Consider the following 24798-nt stretch of genomic DNA (forward strand, 5'->3'; position numbering starts at 1 on the left):
CGTCATTGCGAGGCTTAAGCCGTGGCAATCTTTTTCATTTAATAATTGACTTCGTCATACTTGTTCGTATTCGGGCAATCATTGGATAATTACTCGATTTTAACCTTTTTAGGTGGTTGCATTACTTCACCGCAATTTGGACAGCTGCGTTTGTCCATATCACCGTAATACTTATCAAAAATTTTAGGCATATCGGTTTCAATATTATCCAAAGTAAAATCCTCTTCATAGAGTTTAGTAACACAATTTTCGCAAAACCAAAGTAGTGCATCCTTGGTGCCCTTTGGGCGCTTATATTCAATTACCAACCCAACAGTATTCGCCCCTCGTTGAGGAGAATGTGGCACTTTTGGAGGCAATAAATAAATATCACCTTCCTTAATGTGCACATCTTTTGGTGTGCCTTTATCAATAATTTTTAGAACAATATCGCCTTCAACCTGATAGAAAAACTCGGGTGTCTCATTATAATGATAATCCTTCCTGCTATTGGGCCCACCAACAACCATCACTATAAAATCACCATCTTTCCACACCACTTTATTACCCACAGGAGGTTTTAGTAAATGCCTATTTTCTTCAATCCAAGCTTTAAAATTTATGGGAGATGTTAAATTGCTCATGTTATTATAATGTTTTGGGCGTTACCCACACCCTTCGAGTCCCTCAGGGCAAGTGGGTCAGGCTTTCGGCAGTGGCTCTCTGCGAGGAGCTTCAACAAATGCCTCAATCCTTAACGCAGAATTCGTACTAAAGATACAAATACCTGTTTTCTTGAGGTAAATTTGGCTTGTTAAAAATTACAAAGATTTTGTCCTGCCACCATCCACAGGAACATTTATACCATTTATATACCCAGCAGCTTCACTTGCTAAAAAGGTGATTGCATTAGCGGTTTCCTCAGGTTGGGCAAAACGTTTCGCCGGTGTATAATTTTTCATAATTTCGGTCATTTCCTCCATAGAGGTGTTCTCTAACTTCGCTTTTATTTTAATAATCTCGGTTAAGCGCTCAGTATCAGTAAACCCAGGAAGCACATTGTTTACCGTTATACCAAATTCAGCAACTTCAATAGATAGTGTTTTACTCCAATTACCAACCGCACCTCTTATGGTGTTACTTACTCCAAGTCTTGGAATAGGCTCTTTTACCGAAGTTGAAATTACATTTATAATTCTTCCAAAACCTTCTTTTTTCATAAAGGGAATTGTAGCTTGCGCCAATAGATGATTGCATTTTACGTGCATTGTAAATGCGTTTTCAAAAGCTTCTAAACTAGCATTTACAATTTCACCGCTTGCCGGCCCACCCGTATTATTCACCAAAATATGAAACCCATGTTCTCTTTCTATAAATTTAATGACTTGTTCCTGTAGGTCTCTAGGATTTAAGAAATCGGCAACAATATAGCTATGGTTTCTATGCTTAGGTAGTGCTTCTAAGACTTCTTTTAGCTTTTCTCTATTTCTGGCAACAAGTGTTACGTTAACACCTTCTTCAGCAAGCGCAATGGCCGTAGCTTTTCCTATGCCTTGTGTGCTTCCGCAGACTAAAGCGTTTTTATTGTTTAAGTTAAGATTCATTGATTAATATTTTATACAAACATTTTTTGGTTCAGTAAAAAATCGAAGTGCTTCAAAGCCACCTTCACGTCCAACACCCGAAGCCTTCATGCCACCAAACGGTGTTCTTAAATCGCGCAGCATCCAAGTATTTACCCAAATGATACCTGTCTGCAATTGGTTGCTCATTCGCATAGTGCGTTTTAGGTTGTTTGTCCATAGTGTTGAAGATAGTCCATATTTTACACTATTGGCCATTTCTAGGACTTCTTTTTCGGTTTTAAATGGCATAATGGTAACCACTGGCCCAAATACTTCTTCTTGGTTGATGCGACAATCGTTATTTGAAACTTCAATAACTGTTGGTTCTAAATAATAGCCGTTTTCATAACCTTCAACAATAACTTTGTTACCTCCATACAATATTTTTCCACCTTCACTTTTTGCAATATCAATGTGTTTCAAAACTTTTTCTAAGTGTGGTTTTGAAACTAAAGCTCCAATATCAGTGTGAATTTCTGATGGATGTCCAACGTTTAGTTGCTTTACCTTTTCAACAAAATCATTTTTAAAGCGATTAAATATCGAGCTTTCAACAAAAATACGACTTCCGCATAAACAAATCTGGCCTTGATTAGTAAACGAAGAGCGTACCGTGGTTTGCAGCATATTATCATAATCGCAATCGGCAAAAATGATGTTTGGATTTTTACCACCAAGTTCCAAAGAAAGTTTTTTGAACATGGGTGCAGCAACTTCGGCAATATGCGCTCCAGTTTGTGTGCCTCCGGTAAACGAAATTGCTTTTATTTCTGGATGCTCTACAATGGCTTGTCCTGTGGTTGCTCCTAAACCATGAACAATATTTAAAACGCCTTTTGGGAGGCCAGCTTCATTTAGTATTTCACTTAAAAGATAGGCTGTCATAGGTGTAACTTCACTGGGTTTAGCTACAACGCAATTTCCTGCTGCTATTGCTGGTGCAATTTTCCAGGTAAATAAATATAGTGGCAGATTCCAAGGCGAAATACAGCCCACCACACCGATAGGTTGACGCAAGGTATAATTAATGGCATTTTGACCTACACTTTCATGACTCTCACTTGCAAACTGGGTTATGGCATGCCCGAAAAAACGAAAGTTGCTGGCAGCTCTAGGAATATCTATGGTTTTGGCCATGGAAACAGGTTTGCCATTATCCTTACTTTCCGCTTCAGCGAAACGCTCTAAGTTGGCTTCGAGTAATTCTGCAATTCTAAGGAGAATTTCGCTCCGTTCTTCAAAACTTGTTTGAGACCAATATTTAAACGCAGATTTAGCACTTTGATATGCTTTTTCCACATCTTCCTTTGATGAGTTGGGTACTTGACCATAAACTTCACCAGTAGCAGGGCAATAATTATCTATCCAATTGTTTGATAATGGATTAATAAATTTGCCGTTGATGTAGTTTTGGATTTGCAATTTATAACTTTTTATAAGCCACAACCTTAATCTCCACAACCAAATCTGGATGAGGCAACTGATGCACTGCGACTGTTGTTCGCGTAGGGCCAGTGGCGACATCAAAAAATTCTGCATATGCCTTGTTATAATCTGCAAAGTCATTCATGTTTACTAAAAACGAAGTGACATCAACGATATCTTTTAAAGAGGCACCAACTTGAGATAAATTCTTATCTATGTTTTTTAAGACTTCTTGGGTTTGAGTGTATGCGTTTAGTTTTTTAGTCCCCATGTCGTCAATAATGTCAACCCCGGCAATAGTATTGTCTGGTCGCCTAGAACTTGTACCTGAAACAAAAATAAAATCGCCTACACGTTTTATATGCGGATAAGCGCCTCTTGGTGTAACTGTGTCCATAATAAAAGCCCTAATTAATCTCCCTTCTAAGGAGTCTTACTCGGGTGAAGTAAGAATTTAGTTGTTTGTTTTTTCAGCCTTTTAAGTTTTCTTCCTTTGGAAGGGTTTCGTAGGCTTTATTTTAGTCCAGCAATTCTATCATCTTCAAGAATGGCTTCAGTTTCTGTTTTTACTTTTTCCAAAATGATGTTCATATCATCATTGGGTGAAATAACACCTCCAGCCAGCATGTTTAAAATAGCTTTGTCCTGTGCACGTCCCTTTAACATTGCTTCACGGTAACCAATATGTTCATTAAAGGTAACTAAACTATATTTTGACGAGTACTCATTTGGAAATTCCTGTTCCAGAGCCATTTCTATTTTTCGTTTCTCTTGAAAAATAGGATTTGCCACATGGTCTTTCATTTCATGAAAATTATCAATGGCTAAATCAGCAATGGCATCGGTGTCCTTTTTCCTAGTTTTTTCATATTCAGAGAAAACAGTTTTCCAGTTGCCTTTGTGTTTATCTAAAATCTTATCAAATTCTACGACGTCTTCAAAAGAGGCATTCATCCCTTGTCCATAAAACGGAACTATAGCATGAGCTGCATCTCCCATTAAAAGCGTATTGCCTTTATAGTGCCAAGGCGAACATTTTATAGTTCCTAAAGGCGCAGTAGGATTTGTAAAGAAATCGTCCAATAAATTTGGCATTACAGCTAAAGCATCAGGAAATTCTTTTTGGAAAAACCTAAGTACCCTATCCTCGCTAGTTAAATTATTGAAATTGTGTTGGCCTTCATCGTAACTTAAAAAAAGTGTTACCGTAAAGCTTCCATCTAAATTTGGTAGAGCAATTAGCATAAAATTACCTCGGGGCCAGATATGTAATGCGTGTTTATGGATTTTATAATCGCCATTGGCCTTAGGAAGAATGGTTAATTCCTTATACCCGTGCGTTAAATATTCTTGCGAAAAACTGAACAAGAACTTTTTGCCCAAATAATAGCTTTTTCGTAAGATAGAACCAGCGCCGTCTGTAGCTATAATGATATCCGCATCTTCAATAAATTCTTCTTTACTATTATAGTCTTTAAACAGTGCAGTAGTTTTTTCAAAATTGACAGATTTACATTTTTTATTGAAATATATGCTGACGTTTTTATGTTTCTCAGCTTCATCTAAAAGTAAAGCGTTTAAACCGCCACGGGAAATAGAGTTGATATATTCATGATCTCTACCACTGTAATTGGATTGAAATGTATTCCCGTGGTTATCATGAATCATTCGCCCATGCATGGGGATACAAAGTTGTTTAACTTTTTCCTCAAGTCCTACCATTTTCATGCCCTTATTGCCACGATCTGAAAACGCTAGATTAATGGAACGACCAGCACTGATATCGACTTTTCTTAAATCAGGACGTTTTTCGTAAACCGAAACATTATAACCTCTTTGTCCTAGCCTGAGGGCGAGAAGTGAACCACAAAGGCCTGCGCCTATGATTAATATGTTTTGTTGTTTCATAAATTAAAGCTGTAATGCATACAAAAACATTAGGTTTGATGATTTGTCAATCAATAAGTTCATATTGTTAGTATCACTTTGCCATACATCATATGCTTCAAACCTTTTAGGAACAAACCATTTAGGTTTTTCTTCATCATAATTTAGGTCAAATTTTGGTGCTTTTGTAGGCTTGAATCTAAATTTCTTAATAAAAAAAGAATCAGCAAAACTTTGGCTTGATTTAAACTCCATAAATAGTTCGTATTCATATGTGAAGTGAGCAGACTTCCAAAATCTTGAATTTAATATTTCTATTTCGTTTGGTGCCTCTCCACCGAATACTTTATTCCATGTTTTTGGGTCGTTCTTGAAAGTTCCTGAATCACAACTTAAACAGGAAATAGAAATAAGTATAATCTTTAATATTCTACTCATTCAAAATAACTTTCAATTTCTCAACTAATCGATACACATCCTCAAACGAATTATACAAAGGCACAGGCGCACAACGAATCACATCTGGCTCACGCCAATCGCTAATAACTCCATATGCGGTTAATTTGTCATGTAGAGATTTATCGGCATTTTTAACTTGAATTGACAATTGACATCCGCGTTCTTCTGGATTACTTGGAGTTATGATCCTAATGACATCTTCACCCAAATCTTTCAGCAGAAATTCAAAATAACCTGTCAGCTTTCTAGATTTTTCAACTAATTTATCCATACCAACTTCTGCAAATACATCAAGGGACGATCTTATGGCTGCCATCGATAAAATTGGTGGATTGCTCAGTTGCCAACCTTCTGCTCCGGGTAACTGGTCAAAGTCGTCGCGCATCTTAAAACGTGTTTGTTTGTTGTGGCTCCACCAGCCTGCGAATCGGTTTAAATCCTTTCTGTAAGCATGTCTTTCGTGTACAAAGCAACCTGCTAAACTTCCTGGGCCAGAATTTAAGTATTTGTATGTGCACCATGCTGCGAAATCTGCTCCAGAATCGTGTAAATTCAACTGTACATTGCCAGCACCGTGTGCACAATCAAAACCGACTATACAACCATATTTATGCCCTAATTTAGTAATGCGTTTTAAATCAAAAAACTGACCAGTATAATAATTCACGCCACCAATTAGTAGTAATGCAATTGCTTCACCATGCTCTTCTAAAATGCTTTCTAAATCCTCATAATTGAGTAATTCCTCGTTTTTTCTCGGTTTCCATAATATGAGACCTTCTTTATCATTAAAACCATGGTGTCTTAATTGCGATTCTACGGCATATTTATCTGAAGGAAATGCATCGCTTTCAATCACTATTTTATAACGGTTTGAAGTGGGTTGGTAAAACGAAGCCATCATAAAATGAAGATTAGCGGTAAGGGTGTTCATTACCACCACTTCAATAGGTTTAGCGCCAACAACATCTGCCATAGTTTCGGTTAAAAACTCATGATACCCTAACCACGGGTTTTTAGCCTCAAAGTGCCCTTCAACCCCTAAATTTGCCCAATCTTCAAGCTCTTGATTTACATAAGCCTTAGTTTGTTTTGGTTGTAATCCAAGAGAATTTCCTGTCATATAAACCAAATCATTTCCAAGGTTGTCTTTTGGAATATGAAATTGATTTCGGTACAATTTTAACGCATCATTTTGATCTTGTTCTAAAGCATATTCAAGACCTAATCTGTAATTGGACAATGTATTTTGATTTTCGAGTTCTAACAAAAATAAACAATATTAACTTAGGAAGGAAGCCTAAAACTATAGGTTTATCATACATTGATTTTTTTGTATCTTTAGTAAAAACTTAAAGTTATGGGGAAAATAAAGGAATATACAAATGGCGAAACTACAGTAGTTTGGGAAGCTAATAAATGTATTCATTCTGCGATTTGCGCTAAGGGTTTACCAAGAGTTTTCAGACCGAGATTAAGACCTTGGATAAAAATGGATGAGGCCGAAACCGAAGCTATAATAAACCAAGTAAAGCAATGTCCATCAGGTGCGTTGCGTTATTATATGAATGATGAAGGAGATGAAACTACCGAAACGGTGGAAACAAAAGTTGAGATTTTGGAAAATGGTCCCTTACTAGTGTATGGCACTTTGAACGTCGTAGATAAAGATGGAAACGAGGAAGTAAAAAACAAAACCACAGCATTTTGTAGATGTGGAAAATCAGATAACAAACCATATTGTGATGGAGCTCACGTAAAAACTGAATTTAAAGGATAGTTTAAGAAACTATATAAAAAGATAAAGCGCTTCAATTTATAATTGAGGCGCTTTGGATATATATAGACGCGTATGCGGAAAAAACGTTATACTTTATTTACGATATTGGTCGCCATTTAGATGTTAAACTTACAGAAATGAAATCAAACCATTCTTTTTTTGAAACCAATAAAGCAACTTGGAATACTAAGGTCAAAGTTCATGCCAAAAGTGAGATGTACAACATGGAAGCTTTTAAGAAAGGAAATTCGTCCCTTATGCCTTATGAATTAGAGGCTTTGGGCGATGTAAAGGGAAAATCGCTATTGCATTTACAATGCCATTTTGGGCAAGATACCTTAAGTTGGAGTAGGCTAGGAGCCAAATGCATAGGGGTAGATTTAAGTGATGAGGGCATAAAATTAGCCAAAGCATTGAATACTGAGTTGAAGTTGGATGCAGAATTTGTATGCTGTAATGTTCTAGATACATCAAAGTATATAAAAGATGTGTTTGATGTTGTGTTCACCAGTTATGGCGTAATTGGATGGTTGCCCGATTTAAAACCTTGGGGTAAAATGATTGCGGAACGCTTAAAGAAAGGCGGTACTTTTTTTATGGTAGAATTCCACCCTATAGTTTGGATGTTTGATTATCTAGAAGAGAAACCTGTGATGAAATACGGTTATATGCAAGACGATGTAATTTATGAAGAATACGAAGGTACTTATGCCAACGAAAACTCTAAAATGATAAGTAAGGAGTATGGCTGGAACCACGGTTTAGGCGAGGTAGTTACAGCACTAACCGAAGCGGGTTTGCATATTGAGTATTTAAAAGAATACGATGAAAGCCCTTATGACGTGTTACCAAATTTGGAAAAGCAAGATTCTGGAATGTTTGTGACTAAGGATAGGTTATATCCTTTGGTTTTTTGTTTGAAGGCTGTAAAAATATAGGCTAAGTAGTTTCCCAAAAAAGAAGGACTGTGCTAAATTAATGACTCTCCTTCAACAATTCCTTTGGAAACTTAGCTTGAAAACGCTTTAATCTTGGGATAGACACATTGCGGATATAACTATTATTAGGGTGTAAACGCTCATAGTTTTGGTGGTAATCCTCAGCTACCCAAAACTTTTGGAATGGATATACCTCGGCCGCAATTTTAGCGTCTAGTTTTTTAGCCAAAGCGTCTTTTTTTTCTAATATAATTTTCTTTTGAGCTTCATTTTGATAAAAAATAATAGAACGGTATTGTGAACCTCTGTCTGGGCCTTGTCCATTTACCTGCGTTGGATTTTGTGATGCGAAATAAGCATCTACCAAAATTTCAAAACTTACCACTTTTGGGTCATAAATTACTTCAACAGCTTCGGCATGTCCTGTTCGTCCTGTATTACTCGCCTCGTAGGTTGGGTTTTTGGTATAGCCTCCGGCATAGCCATTAATAACTTCGTCTACACCTTTTATACTCTCGTAAACCGCTTCTACGCACCAAAAACAGCCACTTGCAAAATAGGCTTTTGCTTTGCCATTTTTAATAGGGACTTCAACCGGTTCTGCATTTATAACGGCTTGCTGTTTTTTATTGTTTTGTGCTGAGTTTTGACAACTGAATGTTAATGCTACAACTAAAAGGGTGATTAAATTTCTCATGTTTTTTCTTTTTCTAATAGACGTTTAAAAATACTAAACCTTAAATAATTAAGTGTGAAAGTTGTTTTAAAATTATTTTCAATAAAAAAAGCCTTCAGAAAACTGAAGGCTCTTGAATATGTAGTTGAAAAGCGTTTACAGTTTAGCAAACAATTTCTCCATTTTTGCTTTTTGTTCTTCAGCTAAAACAGCGTCGACTAGGATTCTGCCACTGTGCTCGTCAGTTATTACTTTTTGTCTAGAAGCAATTTCTACCTGAACCTGAGGCGGAATAGTAAAGAAAGAACCACCTGAAGCACCTCTTTCAATCGGTACCACTGCTAGTCCGTTTTTTACATTTTTACGAATTCTGTCATAGGCAGCAACCAAACGGTCTTCTATTTGTTTTTTATACTCTTCTGATTTGCTTAATAAGGCTTGCTCTTCTTTTTCGGTTTCGGCTAAAATAGCGTCTAACTCTCCTTTTTTGTGTTTAAGGTGTGTTTCACGTTCTTTTAACTGATCTTTTGTACCAGCAATAACCTCCTTTTTCTGCTCAATTTGAACTTTAAATTCCTTGATGTGCTTTTCGGCTAATTGAATTTCTAATTCTTGAAACTCGATTTCTTTAGAAAGAGAATTGAATTCTCTGTTGTTTCTAACATTTTTTTGCTGCTCACCGTATTTTTTTATTAGTGCTTTAGACTCTTCAATTAAGTTTTTTCTAGATGAAATATCGTTATCAATTACAGCTAGGTCGTTTACTAATTTCTCAAGTCTGGTGTTTAATCCAGCAACTTCATCTTCTAAATCTCTTACTTCTAAAGGCAATTCTCCACGTACGTTTCTTATTTCGTCAATGCGAGAATCTATAAGTTGTAAATCGTAAAGGGCTCTTAAACGCTCTTCTACACTAACTTCTTTCTTTTTAGCCATACTTTAAAAATACTTAACAGGATTGGTATTTGTGTTTGATAAAATGATTGCAAAATTAGTAATTTTTTTCGTAAGATGCTCTACTAAAAGCGTTTTTGTGAATTGTTCGCTTTCGTAATGCCCAATGTCTGCCAAAAGAATGGAATTTTCAGAAGAGAAGAAGTCATGATATTTCAAATCGGCCGTAACAAATGCATCAGCTCCTGCCGATTTAGCGGCATTGATAGCAAAGCTTCCAGAACCTCCTAAGACCGCTACTTTTTTGATATCCTTATTCAGAAAATCGGAGTGACGAATACATCCCGTTTTCATTTTTGTTTTAAGATGAGTTAGAAAGTCTTTTTCTGAAAGTGGCGTTGTAAGCTCGCCAATCATACCCATACCTATATGTTGATTTTTGTTTTCAATGGTAATTACTTCGTAAGCCACTTCTTCATACGAATGGGTTTCAAAAAGTGTCTTTAACACTCTTGATTCTAAATGTTTTGCAAATGTTACCGTTATTTTTGTTTCATGCTCAGTATGCGTTTCTCCTTTTTCTCCAATTGTGGGAGATGACATGTCGTTGCCTTTGAATGTGCCATAACCTTCTACATTGAAACTGCAATTATCATAATTACCAATACTGCCTGCGCCAACACTAAATAAAGCCCTCCTTAACACCTCGGCTTCATGTTTAGGAACGTAAGTAGTCAATTTTTTTATGGTGCCATGTTGTGGTATCAAGATTTTTTTGTTCTCCAACCCCAGCTGATTACAAATCATATCATTTACACCTTGATACGAATTATCTAAAGCAGTGTGTATGCTGTAAATAGCAATATTATGTTTAATGGCTTTTATCACTACACGCTCCACGTAATTTTTACCAGTTAACTTTTTTAAACCTTTAAAAATGATGGGGTGAAAACTTACTATAAGGTTGCAGTTTTTCGCTATAGCTTCATCTACGACGGTTTCTAGCGTGTCCAGTGTCACTAAAACGCCAGATACTTTTGCGGTTTTGTCGCCAACTAAGAGGCCTACGTTATCAAAATCTTCGGCATAGGCCGACGGTGCAAGGCTTTCTAAATGATCTATAACGTCTTGTACAATCATAAGGTTTGTATTTAGTATCAAAGATAAAATAATTACATTCGTGTTGTGAAGCTCATCAGAAAAATATTATTTCCAATAGTGCCGATATATTTCCTGATTACTTGGTTACGCAATAAGGCGTATGATTTAGGAATAAAATCATCAACTGCATTTAATGTACCCGTAATTTGTGTAGGCAATTTAAGTGTTGGCGGTACAGGAAAAACGCCAATGATTGAGTATTTGATACAAATTTTAAAGGAGGATTATGACATAGCAACGTTGAGTAGGGGCTACAAAAGGAAGACTGTAGGATTTCAAATGGCAAATAAAAATTCTAATGCTGCGGATTTAGGTGATGAACCTTATCAGTTTCATAATAAATTTGGTAAAATAATTCGTGTAGCCGTGGATAGTAATCGTGTAAGAGGCATATCACGGTTGATGCAACTGGATGATCCGCCACAAGTTATATTGCTTGATGATGCCTTTCAACATAGAAAAGTAAAAGCTGGATTAAATGTTTTATTGACAACCTTTGATAATCCCTATTTTAAGGATATTGTTCTGCCTACTGGAGATTTAAGAGAGCCTAGAAGTGGTGCAAATCGTGCCAATATCATTGTAGTTACTAAATGTCCGTTAGGTTTAACCAATCACGATAAATCCGAATTTTTAAAGCGTATAAATCCAAAAGATGGACAGCATGTGTGTTTTAGTTCAATTTCATATGCTGAAAACATATTATCAAAGTCTTCTAAAATCAATTTAGAAAATTTGGGAGATTTCACTCTAGTGACAGGGATTGCGAATGCAACACCGCTTGTGAGCTTTCTAAAATCTAAAAATTTAAGTTTTGAACATTTAAATTTTAAAGACCATCATGAATTTTCTTCGCAAGATATTTCTAATTTAGAAGCAAAAACAAGGATACTAACTACGGAAAAAGATTTTATGCGTTTGAAGCAATATAAATCTCTTGATAATAAACTGTTTTACTTGCCAATAAAGGCCACGATTGACGAAAACGAGAAATTTGATGCTATGGTAAGACGCTTTGTAACCTCATTTAAGCAGTAGCCGATTTTTTATCGGACAGCGCATTAAATAATTTTTTCTCAAATTCTTCTTGCTTGAATGGCTTAGGAATAATATCGGTAAATCCTGCTTCTTCAAACTCGTGCATCTTATCTTCAATGGTTACCGCAGTAAGCGCAAAAATGGTTAATTCCTTATCAAAAGTACGCACAATTTTTGTCGCTTCAATACCGCTTATACCTGGCATATGAATATCCATTAAAATAATGTCGTACTTATTGGTTTTTATCATATCCACCGCAGCCTCGCCATTATCCACAACATCGCAGGCAAGTTCCATTTTGGTTAAAATCTTTTTAGTAATCATTTGGTTGATTTTATTGTCTTCAACCACTAATATTTTAACCGAACTTAAATCAATATCAGGTTTTTTATCGAGCTTTTTAACTTCTTTCTTAGCTGCTTTTTCCTTTGCTTCGTTATATTCTAAAGGTACTTCAAAAAAGAACGTTGTCCCTTTACCTAATTCACTTTGTAGGTAGATAGTTCCCTTTAAAATTTCGATTAAACCTTTTACTATGGAAAGTCCTAATCCTGTTCCACCGTACTTACGGTTAATTTGTATAGAGCCTTGGGAGAAACTTTCAAACATGTTGTCTTGTTTCTCTTTGGTTATACCGATACCATTATCTTCTACTTCAAAACGAAGTTGGTACATATCGTTTTCTTGTCCTATTTTGTATACTCTAATCCAAATATCTCCATCTTTTGTGAATTTGATGGAGTTACCAATAAGGTTTATCAATATCTGAGAAATCTTCAATTGGTCGGCTACAAAGTTTTCTGGTAAATCTTTATCATATTCAAAATGAATAGTGATGTTATTGTCCAATGCAGAATTGTTTAGCGCCAAAATAATGTTGTTAATCTTCTTTTTAAGATTAAAAGGTTCTGGCTCAATTTCTACTTTATTTGCTTCAATTTTGTTAATTTGAAGTATATCGTTTATAAAAGTTAGTAGGTAGTCTCCTGAAAATTTTAAAGATTTTAAGTGCTGAATCTGCTCTGGTTTTGGGTCTTCATCCAATAACATATTACTTAAGCCCGTAACAGCATAAAGTGGCGTTCTTAACTCATGGGTTACTGTAGACAAGAAATTGGCTTTCGTTTTAGATGCCAATTCTGCTTTTTCTTTAGCAACAATAAGCTCATTATTTTTTTTATGGAGCATGTTGTTGGTCTTTAACCTTATGTTGTTGTTCTTATACAAAGAAAGTGTGAGTAACGACAGAATGGTAATTAAAGCAACACTTAGTATTGATATTAAAGTACTCAGATCGTTTTTACTATTAGCCTCTTCCAGTTCTGCTTGCTGTTTTTTGTTGCTTTCAATTTGATCGTTAATTAAAAACTCAATTCGTTTTTCAGGCGATAAATTTGCTCGTTTTACAGCTCTTAAGGAGTCAGACAATTTGATATGCTCTTTTAAATAAGTAGTTGCAAGTTCAAAGTTGTTGGTGTTTTCATAAATATTGCTTAGTACCAAAAGACCAGAGTTCTGGATAGGTTTTAATCCTTCAGACTTTGCTATTTCTAAACCTTCTTTAGTGAAGTTTAAAGCTTTTTCGTGTTCATTTAGGATATTGTGTATTTTTCCATGATTCACCAGCGCACTGCTTAAAGTAACATTTAGTTCTTCTTTTCTGGCCAGTGCTACAGCTTGTTCTGTAAGTTCTCTCGCTTTCCTATAATTTTTAAGCTCTATATAGGCATTACCTTCAGCCAATAATGTCTCTGCAAGTTCCTTATCTAGTTTTTCTTCTTGAAATTTAGATTTTGCAGCGCGATAGGAATCCAACGCTTGGTAGATGTTTTTTTTCGCCATGTAAACATCTCCAAATGTTTTGTATGAACGACCTAGGTTTTTGTTGTCGTCAATAATGCGTTGCATTTCAACAGCAGTAGTAAGTGCCTTAATAGCTGCATCTTCCTCTTCAATAATTAAGTGAAGTCGCCCTTTTATAGATTGAATTAATCCTATACTTTTTTTGTTGTCGGAGTTTTGGGCAAGTTCTAGAGCTTCATCGAGTGTTTTTTGAGCTTCGAAATAATTGAAGTTTTCAATATCTTTTTCAGATTGCTCAATGTGATAGTTGATATTATTTTGAATAATCTCTGGATCCTCCTCAAAAGCATTTTGAGAGAACAAACAGCTTGATAATAACATCAAAACAATAAATATGTATTGTTTTATTTGGGACATTTTAGTTTCAAATAGGTCGACAAATATAAATATTTATTCGACAAAATACACTTTTTTCTCGACAAATTGCATATTTATTTAATTTATATGCTTTTGGGCTTTATACGAAGAGCGTACCAAAGCACTACTCTCAACATGTCTAAAACCTAAATCAAGACCTATTTCTTTGTATTCATCAAATTCGTCAGGATTAATAAAACGCCTTACAGGAAGGTGTTTTTTACTGGGTTGTAGGTATTGACCGATAGTAACAACATCAACATCATTTTCTCTTAAATCATGGAGTGTAGCTATAACTTCTTCCCTCGTTTCTCCTAAACCGAGCATAATACCAGACTTTGTACGTCGCTGTCCTTGTTGTTTTAAATATTTTAAAACGCCCATGCTTCTATCATACTTTGCTTGAATGCGCACCTCGCGAGTTAACCTTCTTACGGTTTCAATATTATGGGATACTACTTCAGGAGCCACATTGATGATGCGGTCAATATGTCTTTCGATACCCTGAAAATCAGGGATGAGCGTTTCTAAAGTGGTTTCAGGGTTCATTCTACGAACAGCATTTACGGTTTCAGCCCACATAATGCTTCCCATATCCTTCAAGTCGTCTCTATCAACACTGGTTAAAACAGCATGTTTTATTTTCATTATTTTTATGGAACGGGCTACTTTTTCAGGTTCGTCCCAATCTACCGTTTCCGGTCTACCTGTTTTTACGCCGCAAAATCCACAAGAACGTGTACAAATATTTCCCAGTATCATAAAAGTAGCTGTACCTTCTCCCCAGCATTCACCCATATTAGGGCAACTCCCTGAGGTGCAGATAGTATTCAGCTTGTATTTATCTACTAAGCCTCTTAATTCGGTATATTTTTTTCCAGTAGGCAGCTTAACGCGTAACCATTTTGGTTTCGCTTGTCGCTCTGGCAGTATATTCGAAATTATCTCCTTTTCCATCAATTAAAATTGAACTGCAAAGATACGAAGTATTCCATTAAATACTATGCTACAATGTGGTAAGGTACCAAATACTAAAACCGATTAAGAAAAGAATTCCAAGCCAGCTTAAAACATGCAGTATAGTTGAAGGCCTCCATGCTGCAGGTGTATGTTTCCCTGAGATAAGCGCATAATTGATAATAGCGAAGAATGGTGCGGTAATAAAGGATAATATGGTAGCTATTTTGATAAGTAATCCCATTTCAGATGCCAAAAACAAAAAGATGTAGATGGTGCCCAAAGCCAGCATAACTATCCAGAATAAATAGCCATATTTAAAGCTTTTGTCCATAAGTAACTCCGAAGTTCTGTCCATTGAGCGAGGGGAAGCGTCAAGTGTAGTAAGTGTGGTACTAAACATGGTGGTAAATGCCGCAATGCCAATAATAATATATGCCCAATTGCCAAGGCTTGTAGTGTACATGTCAATAAGCTGGCCTGCAAAAACCCCTGCAGAACCACTAAACGTTTCGCCACTATTAAACATCGCTAAAGCACCTAAAAGCACAAAGCCAATGCCCAGAATGATAGTTCCAATATAGCCCACGTTAAAATCAAAAAGAGCACCTTTGATAGAAAAGCTGGATTGATTTTTCTTTTTTTCCAACGTCCAGAGCGAATGCCATACTGATATGTCCAATGGTCCAGGCATCCAACCCATAAAGGCTATCAAAAATGCAACTTCTAGACTGTTTTCTGGTAAAACCTGAGCAATTGATAGTGCTGATGTATTGTTAAACAATGCCATAAATACTGCAGCAACAGTACTAATGGATAGTGTAATGATGATGACTTTAATAAGGTTGTCTAATAATTTGTATTTACCCAAAAGCAATAAGGACAAACAAATTACCAAAATTATAATAGACCATATTTGCACACTATTCATTGAAGTTCCACCTATTTCAAATGGTTTGAATTCGTAAAATAAAGAGGATGCTATACCGGCCGTTACTATAGTAACGGCCATTTGTACCACAAACATGGTTCCCAAGGTTAAAACATAGTAAGCTATTAATGTGCCTTTTCCTAGTTTTTTATATCCGTCTAAAAGGCTTTCTCCTGTTGCGGCAGCATATCTAGGGCCATATTGAAAAAATGGATACTTAAAAAGTGTTACTAAGATTAATGCCCAAATTAAGCCTAAACTAAAATCAGCTCCTGCTCTTGTAGACTGTACCAAATGAGACACACCAATTGCAGCGCCTGCAAACAATAGTCCAGGGCCAAGGTTTTTTAGTTTGTTAATCATTTTTATTATTAATTACTTCGGCAAGTAATTTTTTAGCTCTCAGCAGTTTTACCTTTACATTGTTTATAGGTTCGTCCAATTCTGCAGAAATCTCCTTATAACTTAACTCTTGAAAGTACCTTAAATTGATAACTTTTTGGTAATGGGGTTTTAACTTTTTAATATCACGAAGCAGGTTAGCTAGGTTTTGTTCCGTAATAAGTTTGTCTTCAACAGTAGGGGATTTATCTAAAATTTGATAGGCACTATTATCATCTTTTGAAATGATATGCTTAATAGATTGTTTTTGCTTTCGAACTAAATCGATATGAATATTCTTTGAAATGGTAATCAACCATGTTTTGAACTTGTACTGTTCATCAAATGTTTCAATTCTATCAAAAGCTCTGGAGAATGTTTGTATGGTGATATCTTCGGCGTCATTTTCATTCTGTACGCGTTTCAACTGAAAGCCATATACATCATCCCAATATAAATCCAATAAAAAATTAAAGGCCTTTTGGTCATTGTTTTTAGCGCGAGAGATTGCTTCTTCTATTTCCAATGTTTGGGTTTTGAGATGATATTATTTATAAAGATAGCCATTTGGGAAATAATTAAAAAGATTTCTAGAAAGGGTAAAAACAGAATAAGGTCCTTTTCATTGAGTTTTTTTGCTGAAAATCCATATGTAACAAAGGTGATTATAAATCTTATCACGATTAATGCGATAACATAAATAGGGAAATGCCAAAATGTTAATAATGTAATAGACAACACCCAAAATAAGAAGCTGGATGTGTAAAAGAAAGCTAAGGTTATCTTGTGGTTTAGCTTATAGTGTTTTGCGGTTGAAACATGCCTACGTTTTTGCTTGAACCAACTTTTAAATGAAGTTTTAGGCAGCGAAGTGGTAAAACTATCAGTGGAAACACAAATACGTGTATTCGAGTTAGTCGCTGCTTCATTTACAAACAAATCGTCGTCACCCGAGCGAATATGCATATGCTTCATAAAACCATTTACCTTGAAGAATTGTGCCTTTGTATATGCTAAATTCCTGCCAACTCCCATATATGGCATTCCTAATTTGGCTAGTGAGAGATAACTAATTGCTGTATGCAATGTTTCAAACCTAATTAGTTTATTTAGAAACGAGTTTTTCACTTTGGAATAGGCACCATAACCCAAAACAATGGAGGTTTGGGAGTTAAAGTTTGAAACCATATCCTTAATCCAATATTTTGAAACTGGTTTACAATCGGCATCTATAAACAGTAAAACATTGTGTTTTGCCGCTTTTATACCAAGAGTTAAAGGGTATTTTTTATTGCCCCAAAAGGTTTCTACAGGTTCTACATTAACTATTTTAATATGTTGATTCACTTTGGAAAAACTTTCCATGACTTCTAAGGTATCATCATGAGAAGCATCATTAATTAAAACAACTTCAAAATTTTTATAGTCCTGTTGAATTACTGAGGGCAAAAACGTTTTGAGGTTTTCTGCTTCATTCTTGGCACAAATGATAACTGAAACAGGTGTAGTAGGGTTTTTAACTGCTTTTTTCGAATTGCGAAATGCAAATTTCCCGAAGATGTGTAAGTAAAAGAAAGCTTGAATTAAGACAACTACAATGAGAGTGTAGATTGCAATGTCCAGAATAATCATGAATTATTTCGAATGTTGCGGTTCATTACATTCGCTAAACTGGTCTGGAGTTTTTCCACAAAAACCACAAGCTTCTCCATCTTTATTCAACATAGGATTTTGGCTAGCGCATGTGCCAGCAAATTTTCCATCTTTTTTAGCCCAAATTTTAATGGCTATTCCAGCTACACCAAGACCTAACAAAAGTAGTGTAATCAGTAGAAGTTTCATGTAAATGATTTTGTGCAAAGATACAGTTTTTAGCAAAAAACAATGGTATTTGGTTGTTCATAATTAGTAGGATGTGACCTAAGTGTTTTTTAGGTGTCTCATTACTAATATATTACAATTTCATTATTAACCAATTAAAACTAGATAACATTATGAAAAAACTATTAGCTGAATTTTTTGGAACTTTCTGGCTGGTTTTTGGAGGTTGTGGTAGTGCCATTTATGCTGCTGCTTTTCCAGAAGTTGGTATTGGTCTTTTAGGCGTTTCATTAGCCTTTGGTTTAACTGTTTTAACCATGGCTTATGCTGTAGGACATGTATCTGGAGCACATTTTAATCCCGCTGTATCTTTAGGGTTATGGGCTGGTGGAAAATTTGAAGGGAAACACCTTTTAGGTTACATTATTGCACAAATTATTGGAGCTGTAGCGGCAGCAGGAGTTTTGTATCTCATCGTTTCAGGTAAATCTGATTTTACTGATATTGGCGGTTTTGCGGCTAACGGTTATGGAGAATTATCACCTGGAGGCTATAGTATGGTTTCTGTGTTAGTAGCAGAATTTGTACTAACTATGTTTTTCCTTTTAATCATTTTAGGAAGTACTTATCCAAAAGCACCAAAAGGATTTGCAGGAATTGCTATAGGTTTAGCATTAACCCTTATTCATCTAATAAGTATTCCAATTTCAAATACATCTGTAAACCCTGCAAGATCTACAAGTCAAGCTTTATTTGCTGGAGGCGATTTTACAGCACAGTTATGGTTGTTTTGGTTGGCACCAATAGCAGGAGCTATAGTGGCTGGCTTTATACATAAAGCATTTTTCGATAAGGAATAAAGAGAATAACCTGTAATAAGAGTTATTAATAGCAAGTAAAAAGCCTCTTCCAAATTATGGAAAGAGGCTTTTTCAATAATTAAAGCTATATTAATTCACTACTGCAAGCTTATTTTAGCTACAGAGTTTTCTAAAGACGCTACGGCGTTACCACCTTTAGGTTCAATTGTAATGTTTAAACCTGTTGCGTTTTCAGTAAAAGGAATTCTTTTAAGTTGTCTATCAGTTTCACTCAATATACCTAAACTTACCATTTTACCTTGTAAATCTGCCCAAATTTGATAACACTGTTCCTCCGGCAACTGTGGTAAGGATACCACATCTATCATTGATGTTTTTTCCCTTGGGTTAATATAGGCTACAGTTTTTAAATCTCTAGCACGCTCATTACCTTGAATAATATATTTATAAGTCTCAGGATCATTTAAGCGTTTAAACTGTTCCATTACAGCATCCAATTTTTTATTATTCATTTCAATATCGCCTCTTAAATCAAATATTTCATCAACAACCACCTGATTTTCTTCAGTTAGTTTTTGATTTTGATTGTAGAATAAATATGAAGTAGCTGCAAAGGCAATAGCTGCAATACTAGCTGCAATACTTAATTTATACCACTTTTTATATTTTACTTTTCGTGGTAAAGCAACAACCGGTGTATCATCAAGTTCCTCTAAAATATTGTTTAGTGTTTGTTTAGGAGCTTCAATGGCATTGCTTTTAGCAACAATCTCTAAATTATGCTGCAGTGTGTTATATGCATTTTCTACCTCTGGATATCTTGCAATGTAGGTTTCCACCTGTTCCGTTTCGGAAACAGTTGTTGTACCCATTAGATATTTATCTAAAAGGCCTGAATTTAAAAAAGTAGTTATTTTCTCATTCATGACTAGGTTTTATTAAGGATTGTAAATTTTTTTCAATTCTCTCAATCCAATTTTTAATCTCGATTTTATAGTCCCCAACGGAATATCAAGCTCGTCGCTCGCTTCCTGTTGTGTCATACCTTCAAAAAATAGCGCGTTTATCACTATTTGATACTTCTCATCCAAGGTGCCTAAATGGGTTTTAATATCTAAAACATCTTGGTTCAAAGAGTTCGTTGTAATTTTATATACGCTAGAATTATCGATTTGGACTTCTTTTTCGATTTTATTTTTTAAAGACCGGGTTTTATCAATGGCCGTATTGTATGCAATTCTGTAAAGCCAAGTGAACAGTTTTGCCTTGGATGCGTCATACTTTTTAGCATAGCGCCATATTTTTACAAATGTTTCTTGCAGAACATCTTGAGCGGTATCTTCATCAGTAATTACCTTTCGGATAACACCATAAAGGGCATCGGCATAATTTTCATAGAGTAAGGAAATAGCTCTTTTGTCGCTATTTTTCAATAAGTTAACTATTTCTTTTTCTATGTTTGAAATCAATGTAAGTTGGTTTAATCAGTTGTTCTGTAATAGAAACAGATAAACGTCAAAGTTAGAAATTTATTTAAACTATAAGATATTTACTTCAGTTTCAATTGAAATGTCAAATAATCTAAACACGGTTTTTTGAATCAATTTTGATAGCTCAAAAATATCAGAACCCTCAGCGCCTCCGTAGTTTACAAGAACTAATGCTTGATTTTTGTGTACACCGTAATTTCCAAAACGTTTACCCTTAAAACCCGCTGTTTCAATAAGCCATCCCGCAGGCACTTTTACCTCGCTGTTGGAAATTGGGTAACTTGGTATCTTCTTGAAATTACTTTGTAGTTTTTTAAATTTCTTTTTGGAGATTACAGGATTTTTAAAGAAACTACCGCTATTTCCTATCTCTTTTGGATTAGGGAGTTTGCTTTCTCTTATAGCTATTACAGCTTTCGAAATAGCTTGAATTGTTGGGTTTTTAACGTTTTGGGCATTTAACTCTGATATAATTGCACCATAATCCATATGAAGTTTATGATTGATTTTTGATAAACGAAAAACAACGGATGTAATGATGTATTTGTCCTTTGCTTCATTTTTAAAGATAGAATTTCTGTAACCAAAATTACAATCGTTTTTGGTAAAAGTGGTTTCTTCTAGTGTATCAATATTTAAGGCATTACAAGAGACAAAAGTATCTTTTAATTCTACACCATAAGCACCAATGTTTTGTATAGGTGCCGTACCTACGTTTCCTGGAATCAGGGACAGATTCTCCAAACCACCAAAGTCATTATCTAAACACCAAAGTACAAACTCATGCCAGTTTTCGCCGGCATTGGCCTCTACATAAACAAAATTGTCATCTTCATTTTTAATAGAAATACCTTTGATGTTAACATGAATAACCAATTTATCTTGATCTTGGGTTAATAGCATATTGCTGCCGCCACCCAAAACAAGTTTGTCAGGATAATTTTTATTGGCTAAAAGCTTAGTTAATTGATTAGTATTTGTAACAGAGGCAAAATATTTCGCTTTAACATCGATACCAAACGTATTGAAGTTTTTAAGAGATATGTTTTGCTGTATTTGCATTAATCTTTATACACTTTAAGTGCTTCTTTTATAATGTTAACCGCCTTAATTAAATCTTGTTTATTAAGCACGTAAGCAATTCTAATTTGGTTTGTGCCAATACCTTTAGTAGAGTAAAAGCCTTCTGCCGGAGCTACCATAACAGTTTCATTGTCAATACTAAAAGATTCCAATAGCCACCGTGCGAAATGGTCAGCATTTTTAACAGGAAGTTCTACGATGCAGTAAAAAGCACCTTTAGGTATTCCAATTTTAATACCTTCAATCTGTTGTAGTTCGGAAATTAAGGTATCTCTTCGCTCTATATATTCTTTTTTTACATCTTCAAAATAGCTTTGAGGCGTGCTTAAGGCAGCTTCACTAGCTATTTGCGCATACGTTGGTGGGCTTAACCGTGCTTGGGCAAATTTTAAAACGGTATATCTTATAGTTTCATTTCTGGTAACTAAACACCCAATCCTTGCACCACACATACTATATCGTTTAGAAACGGAGTCTATCACTATAGTATGTTCATCAAGTCCTTCTAATTCTAGAATTGAATAATGGGAATGTCCGTCATACGTGAACTCTCTATAAACTTCATCAGATATCAAAAATAAGTCGTGTCGCTTTGCTATATCCGCTAATTGTTCAATTTCTTCTTTGGAATACAAGTAGCCAGTTGGGTTTCCAGGGTTGCAAATCATAATTGCCTTTGTGCGGGAGCTAATCAATTTCTCAAATTCTGCAATGGATGGGAGTGCAAAATTATCCTCAATACTCGAAATTATGGGTCTTACTTTTATGCTATTAGCCGTGGCAAAAGCAATATAATTTGCATAAAATGGCTCACAAATAATCACTTCGTCATCAGGATCCATAATACTTCCAAAAATAAATGAAATAGCCTCACTTGCACCTGTGGTAACTATAATATCGGTATGTGAAACTTTTATATTATGATAAGCGTAGTAATCTGCAATTTTTTTTCTATAAGTGTCTGACCCTTCTGAACGAGAATAAGATAAAACCTCAATATTATTCTCTTTAACGGCTTTTAAGGCAACTTCTGGTGTTTTTATATCTGGCTGGCCAATATTTAGGTAATAAATGGACTTTCCTTTAGCTTCAGCTTTTTCAGCATAAGGGACAAGCTTACGTATTGGCGATTCGGGCATATTACGCCCTTTTTGAGATATTGAAGGCATTAAATAACTGTTAGAGGGCAAAGTTGCAAAAATTATCTTAAAAAATGCCCCTAAATTACAGGTGCTTTACAAAGATTTGTAACTTGATTTTCAATTTTAGTGAGTTTTAGGTAATGGTGAGATTTTTATACATCCTATGTTTTAGTTTGTTTTCCTTTACTGGAGCAATAGCACAAAGTCAATTTATGCTTCATAGCAAAAAGACTAATGAGAAAATTAAGTTCAAGTTAATTAACAATCTTATCGTTTTTCCAGTTGAGGTAAATGGAGTGGAACTTTCGTTTCTGCTGGATACTGGCGTGAGCAAACCTATAATTTTTAATATTCTTAATGTTTCAGATAGTTTAAAGATAAAAAATACAGAAACTATTTTTCTGCGGGGTTTAGGTGAGGGCGCCTCCATCGAGGCTTTGAAGTCTAAAAATAATGTTTTAAAAATTGGAGATGCCATTAAGATCGACCAAGATTTATACGCCATTTATGACAAGGCCTTAGATTTTACACCTAAATTAGGTGTTCCAATACATGGCATCATAGGATTTGATATTTTGAAGGATTTTATTGTTGAAATAAACTATTCCAAACAGTTTTTGAAATTACACAAACCTTACACTTTCATTTATAAAGAATGTAAAACCTGTGAGATTTTTAATTTGGAGTTTCATAATAATAAACCGTACATGTATGGGATGCTGCATAACAATGGAAAAAACACTCCTGTAAAATTACTTATTGATACAGGTGGTAGTGATGCTTTGTGGCTATTTGAAGATGAAGAGAAGGGAATAACGCCAGGGGAATATTATTTTGACGATTTTTTAGGACACGGACTCAATGGAAGTGTGTATGGTAAACGCTCAAAAGTAGACGCATTTTCCCTAAAGCATTTTAATTTGAAGCACGTAAATGTAGCATATCCTAATGCTGAGTCTATAGTTTTTAATAATATGATGCAAGATAGAAATGGAAGTATCTCAGGAAATATATTGAGGCGTTTTAATCTTATTATTGATTATGGAAGAGCAAAAATTACATTAAAAAGAAACAGCAACTTTAAAAAACGATTTAGCTATAATAAATCTGGTATTATTGTAGAGTACAGTGGTTATCGTTTTGTGAAAACCGAAAGTAAAGATGTTGAAATAAAAGGTAAAGGTTTTGATAATTCGGTAGCTCCAAGCTATGTAGCTTCAAACAACTTTGAGATAAGTCTGAAACCTGCGTATGCGATTGTGGAGTTGAGGGAAGGCTCTCCTGCTGAAGAAGCTGGATTACAAAAGGGAGATATTATTCTCAATATAAATGGAAAATCAACTCATAATTTTTCGTTACAGCAAATCACGCAGTTTTTTCATGGAGAAACCGGTAAGACGATAAAACTTGCTGTAGATAGAAAAGGCGTTAAACGTACTTTTAGTTTTAGGCTAGCAAATCCATTCAATAAAAAAACCTAGACAGAAGCCTAGGTTTTAAATACTTTTTAAAGTAAGGAAAGCACTATTGTTCAACCATACTTTTGCTTTTCTTTTCTAAAACGTTGTTTTTAGAAGGGTCTACCACCAAACCTTTAATCTTAAGGGCAACAGTAGGCGTTTCCGCGTTAGACATCACCGTAATGGTTTTTCTAATAGGATTTACTCTATTGGTGTCATATTTTACTTCTATTTGTCCAGTTTTACCAGGCATTATAGGTGCATCTGGTTTTTTGGGGATAGTACATCCGCAACTAGAACTTACTTTAGATATAATTAAAGGAGCGTCTCCAGTATTTGTAAATTCAAAAACTCTAACGCCATCAGCACCTTTCTCGATAGTGCCATAATCTATAGTAGTTTCCTTAAACTCAATTTTAGCAACTTTTTCTTGCGCGTTAAGCGAAAAACTAATTAACCCTACAAATAAAAGCGTAAATAAATGTTTCATTTTTTTGTATTTAATGGTTATTATTTAATTCAAACATAGGTACTTTTTCCACAACCTGCAAAAATAATAGACGAATTACTTAAAACTTAACATATTATTGTTCTTAATAACATGTCGTCTGTTTTCACAGAAAAAGAAA

26 protein-coding genes are annotated in these 24798 nt (G+C 35.1%); 5 read left to right on the forward strand and 21 right to left on the reverse strand.

Annotated elements, in window-relative coordinates:
- Positions 1-89: 89 nt before the first annotated feature.
- The 7 genes from EYD45_RS04445 to kynU all read right to left on the reverse strand — a co-directional run bounded on the left by EYD45_RS04445 (position 90) and on the right by kynU (position 6618).
- Positions 90-623 carry a 3-hydroxyanthranilate 3,4-dioxygenase gene (locus EYD45_RS04445; protein ID WP_130963149.1) on the reverse strand — a complete coding sequence of 178 codons (534 nt, stop codon included), beginning with the start codon at positions 621-623 and terminating at the stop codon, positions 90-92.
- Positions 624-800: 177 nt separating this feature from the next.
- The gene (locus EYD45_RS04450) at positions 801-1583 is read right to left on the reverse strand and encodes an SDR family oxidoreductase (RefSeq protein WP_130963150.1); all 783 of its coding nucleotides are present in this window, start codon (positions 1581-1583) and stop codon (positions 801-803) included.
- 3 nt (positions 1584-1586) lie between these two features.
- Positions 1587-3026 carry an aldehyde dehydrogenase gene (locus EYD45_RS04455; RefSeq protein ID WP_130963151.1) on the reverse strand — a complete coding sequence of 480 codons (1440 nt, stop codon included), beginning with the start codon at positions 3024-3026 and terminating at the stop codon, positions 1587-1589.
- Between the two features lies 1 nt (position 3027).
- On the reverse strand, positions 3028-3426 hold the full coding sequence (locus EYD45_RS04460; protein WP_130963152.1) for a RidA family protein: 399 nt from the start codon (positions 3424-3426) through the stop codon (positions 3028-3030).
- Positions 3427-3542: 116 nt separating this feature from the next.
- Positions 3543-4937, reverse strand: coding sequence for an FAD-dependent oxidoreductase (locus tag EYD45_RS04465; RefSeq protein WP_130963153.1), 1395 nt, complete (start codon positions 4935-4937; stop codon positions 3543-3545).
- 3 nt (positions 4938-4940) lie between these two features.
- A complete protein-coding gene (locus tag EYD45_RS04470) occupies positions 4941-5354 on the reverse strand; it encodes a hypothetical protein (RefSeq protein ID WP_130963154.1) in 414 nt (137 codons plus the stop codon).
- Positions 5347-6618 (reverse strand): kynureninase, encoded by a 1272-nt coding sequence (kynU, locus tag EYD45_RS04475; RefSeq protein ID WP_130963290.1) that lies wholly within the window; start codon positions 6616-6618, stop codon positions 5347-5349. The genes EYD45_RS04470 and kynU overlap by 8 nt, the downstream gene beginning before the upstream one ends.
- Positions 6619-6735: 117 nt before the next feature.
- Here kynU and EYD45_RS04480 point away from each other — a divergent pair, with 117 nt between their 5' ends.
- Together EYD45_RS04480 and EYD45_RS04485 are read left to right on the forward strand one after the other, a co-directional pair.
- Entirely contained in the window at positions 6736-7155 is a 420-nt protein-coding gene (locus EYD45_RS04480) for a (4Fe-4S)-binding protein (protein WP_130963155.1), read from the forward strand.
- A gap of 137 nt (positions 7156-7292) precedes the next feature.
- The gene (locus EYD45_RS04485; RefSeq protein WP_130963156.1) at positions 7293-8093 is read left to right on the forward strand and encodes a class I SAM-dependent methyltransferase; all 801 of its coding nucleotides are present in this window, start codon (positions 7293-7295) and stop codon (positions 8091-8093) included.
- Between the two features lie 37 nt (positions 8094-8130).
- Here the strand turns inward: EYD45_RS04485 and msrA are convergent, their stop codons facing one another.
- The 3 genes from msrA to EYD45_RS04500 form a co-directional block, all read right to left on the reverse strand.
- Positions 8131-8790: a peptide-methionine (S)-S-oxide reductase MsrA gene (msrA, locus tag EYD45_RS04490; RefSeq protein WP_130963157.1), complete on the reverse strand. Its 660-nt coding sequence runs from the start codon at positions 8788-8790 to the stop codon at positions 8131-8133.
- Positions 8791-8925: 135 nt separating this feature from the next.
- Complete coding sequence (locus EYD45_RS04495) at positions 8926-9705, reverse strand: zinc ribbon domain-containing protein (RefSeq protein ID WP_130963158.1); 780 nt, start codon at positions 9703-9705, stop codon at positions 8926-8928.
- A 3-nt stretch (positions 9706-9708) separates the two neighbouring features.
- On the reverse strand, positions 9709-10803 hold the full coding sequence (locus EYD45_RS04500) for a Nif3-like dinuclear metal center hexameric protein (RefSeq protein WP_130963159.1): 1095 nt from the start codon (positions 10801-10803) through the stop codon (positions 9709-9711).
- A gap of 45 nt (positions 10804-10848) precedes the next feature.
- On the opposite strand from EYD45_RS04500, the gene lpxK reads away from it, so the two are divergent.
- Positions 10849-11862 (forward strand): tetraacyldisaccharide 4'-kinase, encoded by a 1014-nt coding sequence (lpxK, locus tag EYD45_RS04505; RefSeq protein ID WP_130963160.1) that lies wholly within the window; start codon positions 10849-10851, stop codon positions 11860-11862.
- On the opposite strand, the gene EYD45_RS04510 is transcribed toward lpxK, so the two are convergent.
- From EYD45_RS04510 to EYD45_RS04535, 6 genes are all read right to left on the reverse strand, one after another.
- Positions 11852-14083, reverse strand: a complete 2232-nt coding sequence (locus tag EYD45_RS04510; RefSeq protein ID WP_130963161.1) for an ATP-binding protein — start codon at positions 14081-14083, stop codon at positions 11852-11854. The two genes, lpxK and EYD45_RS04510, sit on opposite strands and share 11 nt — an antisense overlap.
- Before the next feature lie 78 nt (positions 14084-14161).
- Complete coding sequence (lipA, locus tag EYD45_RS04515) at positions 14162-15040, reverse strand: lipoyl synthase (protein ID WP_130963162.1); 879 nt, start codon at positions 15038-15040, stop codon at positions 14162-14164.
- Between the two features lie 49 nt (positions 15041-15089).
- Positions 15090-16334, reverse strand: coding sequence for an NRAMP family divalent metal transporter (locus EYD45_RS04520; RefSeq protein WP_130963163.1), 1245 nt, complete (start codon positions 16332-16334; stop codon positions 15090-15092).
- Positions 16327-16878, reverse strand: a complete 552-nt coding sequence (locus EYD45_RS04525; RefSeq protein WP_130963164.1) for an RNA polymerase sigma factor — start codon at positions 16876-16878, stop codon at positions 16327-16329. Before EYD45_RS04525 ends, EYD45_RS04520 begins: the two co-directional genes overlap by 8 nt.
- Positions 16869-17984: a glycosyltransferase gene (locus EYD45_RS04530; protein WP_130963165.1), complete on the reverse strand. Its 1116-nt coding sequence runs from the start codon at positions 17982-17984 to the stop codon at positions 16869-16871. Before EYD45_RS04530 ends, EYD45_RS04525 begins: the two co-directional genes overlap by 10 nt.
- 3 nt (positions 17985-17987) lie before the next feature.
- Positions 17988-18194, reverse strand: coding sequence for a membrane or secreted protein (locus EYD45_RS04535; protein ID WP_130963166.1), 207 nt, complete (start codon positions 18192-18194; stop codon positions 17988-17990).
- Between the two features lie 152 nt (positions 18195-18346).
- On the opposite strand from EYD45_RS04535, the gene aqpZ reads away from it, so the two are divergent.
- The gene (aqpZ, locus tag EYD45_RS04540) at positions 18347-19033 is read left to right on the forward strand and encodes an aquaporin Z (protein WP_207303288.1); all 687 of its coding nucleotides are present in this window, start codon (positions 18347-18349) and stop codon (positions 19031-19033) included.
- Positions 19034-19131: 98 nt separating this feature from the next.
- Here the strand turns inward: aqpZ and EYD45_RS04545 are convergent, their stop codons facing one another.
- From EYD45_RS04545 to EYD45_RS04560, 4 genes are all read right to left on the reverse strand, one after another.
- On the reverse strand, positions 19132-19920 hold the full coding sequence (locus EYD45_RS04545) for an anti-sigma factor (RefSeq protein WP_130963168.1): 789 nt from the start codon (positions 19918-19920) through the stop codon (positions 19132-19134).
- 12 nt (positions 19921-19932) lie between these two features.
- On the reverse strand, positions 19933-20463 hold the full coding sequence (locus tag EYD45_RS04550) for an RNA polymerase sigma factor (protein ID WP_130963169.1): 531 nt from the start codon (positions 20461-20463) through the stop codon (positions 19933-19935).
- Positions 20464-20532: 69 nt separating this feature from the next.
- Positions 20533-21546: a UDP-N-acetylmuramate dehydrogenase gene (gene murB, locus EYD45_RS04555; RefSeq protein WP_130963170.1), complete on the reverse strand. Its 1014-nt coding sequence runs from the start codon at positions 21544-21546 to the stop codon at positions 20533-20535.
- Complete coding sequence (locus EYD45_RS04560; protein ID WP_130963171.1) at positions 21546-22736, reverse strand: pyridoxal phosphate-dependent aminotransferase; 1191 nt, start codon at positions 22734-22736, stop codon at positions 21546-21548. Before EYD45_RS04560 ends, murB begins: the two co-directional genes overlap by 1 nt.
- A 185-nt stretch (positions 22737-22921) precedes the next feature.
- Between EYD45_RS04560 and EYD45_RS04565 the strand changes: the two genes are divergently transcribed.
- Complete coding sequence (locus EYD45_RS04565; RefSeq protein ID WP_233702521.1) at positions 22922-24190, forward strand: aspartyl protease family protein; 1269 nt, start codon at positions 22922-22924, stop codon at positions 24188-24190.
- A 43-nt stretch (positions 24191-24233) separates the two neighbouring features.
- On the opposite strand, the gene EYD45_RS04570 is transcribed toward EYD45_RS04565, so the two are convergent.
- The gene (locus tag EYD45_RS04570) at positions 24234-24659 is read right to left on the reverse strand and encodes a DUF1573 domain-containing protein (RefSeq protein WP_130963173.1); all 426 of its coding nucleotides are present in this window, start codon (positions 24657-24659) and stop codon (positions 24234-24236) included.
- Positions 24660-24798: the final 139 nt, after the last annotated feature.

Source organism: Hyunsoonleella flava (assembly GCF_004310325.1).
Classification (GTDB): domain Bacteria; phylum Bacteroidota; class Bacteroidia; order Flavobacteriales; family Flavobacteriaceae; genus Jejuia; species Jejuia flava.

Excerpts from the sequence above, each read along its gene's own strand:
- EYD45_RS04445 (WP_130963149.1), bottom strand. The coding sequence starts at position 623 with ATGAGCAATTTAACATCTCCCATAAATTTTAAAGCTTGGATTGAAGAA.
- EYD45_RS04450 (WP_130963150.1), bottom strand. The coding sequence starts at position 1,583 with ATGAATCTTAACTTAAACAATAAAAACGCTTTAGTCTGCGGAAGCACA.
- EYD45_RS04460 (WP_130963152.1), bottom strand. The coding sequence starts at position 3,426 with ATGGACACAGTTACACCAAGAGGCGCTTATCCGCATATAAAACGTGTA.
- EYD45_RS04465 (WP_130963153.1), bottom strand. The coding sequence starts at position 4,937 with ATGAAACAACAAAACATATTAATCATAGGCGCAGGCCTTTGTGGTTCA.
- EYD45_RS04470 (WP_130963154.1), bottom strand. The coding sequence starts at position 5,354 with ATGAGTAGAATATTAAAGATTATACTTATTTCTATTTCCTGTTTAAGT.
- EYD45_RS04480 (WP_130963155.1), top strand. The coding sequence starts at position 6,736 with ATGGGGAAAATAAAGGAATATACAAATGGCGAAACTACAGTAGTTTGG.
- EYD45_RS04485 (WP_130963156.1), top strand. The coding sequence starts at position 7,293 with ATGAAATCAAACCATTCTTTTTTTGAAACCAATAAAGCAACTTGGAAT.
- msrA (WP_130963157.1), bottom strand. The coding sequence starts at position 8,790 with ATGAGAAATTTAATCACCCTTTTAGTTGTAGCATTAACATTCAGTTGT.
- EYD45_RS04495 (WP_130963158.1), bottom strand. The coding sequence starts at position 9,705 with ATGGCTAAAAAGAAAGAAGTTAGTGTAGAAGAGCGTTTAAGAGCCCTT.
- EYD45_RS04500 (WP_130963159.1), bottom strand. The coding sequence starts at position 10,803 with ATGATTGTACAAGACGTTATAGATCATTTAGAAAGCCTTGCACCGTCG.
- EYD45_RS04510 (WP_130963161.1), bottom strand. The coding sequence starts at position 14,083 with ATGTCCCAAATAAAACAATACATATTTATTGTTTTGATGTTATTATCA.
- lipA (WP_130963162.1), bottom strand. The coding sequence starts at position 15,040 with ATGGAAAAGGAGATAATTTCGAATATACTGCCAGAGCGACAAGCGAAA.
- EYD45_RS04520 (WP_130963163.1), bottom strand. The coding sequence starts at position 16,334 with ATGATTAACAAACTAAAAAACCTTGGCCCTGGACTATTGTTTGCAGGC.
- EYD45_RS04530 (WP_130963165.1), bottom strand. The coding sequence starts at position 17,984 with ATGATTATTCTGGACATTGCAATCTACACTCTCATTGTAGTTGTCTTA.
- EYD45_RS04535 (WP_130963166.1), bottom strand. The coding sequence starts at position 18,194 with ATGAAACTTCTACTGATTACACTACTTTTGTTAGGTCTTGGTGTAGCT.
- aqpZ (WP_207303288.1), top strand. The coding sequence starts at position 18,347 with ATGAAAAAACTATTAGCTGAATTTTTTGGAACTTTCTGGCTGGTTTTT.
- EYD45_RS04545 (WP_130963168.1), bottom strand. The coding sequence starts at position 19,920 with ATGAATGAGAAAATAACTACTTTTTTAAATTCAGGCCTTTTAGATAAA.
- murB (WP_130963170.1), bottom strand. The coding sequence starts at position 21,546 with ATGCAAATACAGCAAAACATATCTCTTAAAAACTTCAATACGTTTGGT.
- EYD45_RS04560 (WP_130963171.1), bottom strand. The coding sequence starts at position 22,736 with ATGCCTTCAATATCTCAAAAAGGGCGTAATATGCCCGAATCGCCAATA.
- EYD45_RS04565 (WP_233702521.1), top strand. The coding sequence starts at position 22,922 with ATGCTTCATAGCAAAAAGACTAATGAGAAAATTAAGTTCAAGTTAATT.
- EYD45_RS04570 (WP_130963173.1), bottom strand. The coding sequence starts at position 24,659 with ATGAAACATTTATTTACGCTTTTATTTGTAGGGTTAATTAGTTTTTCG.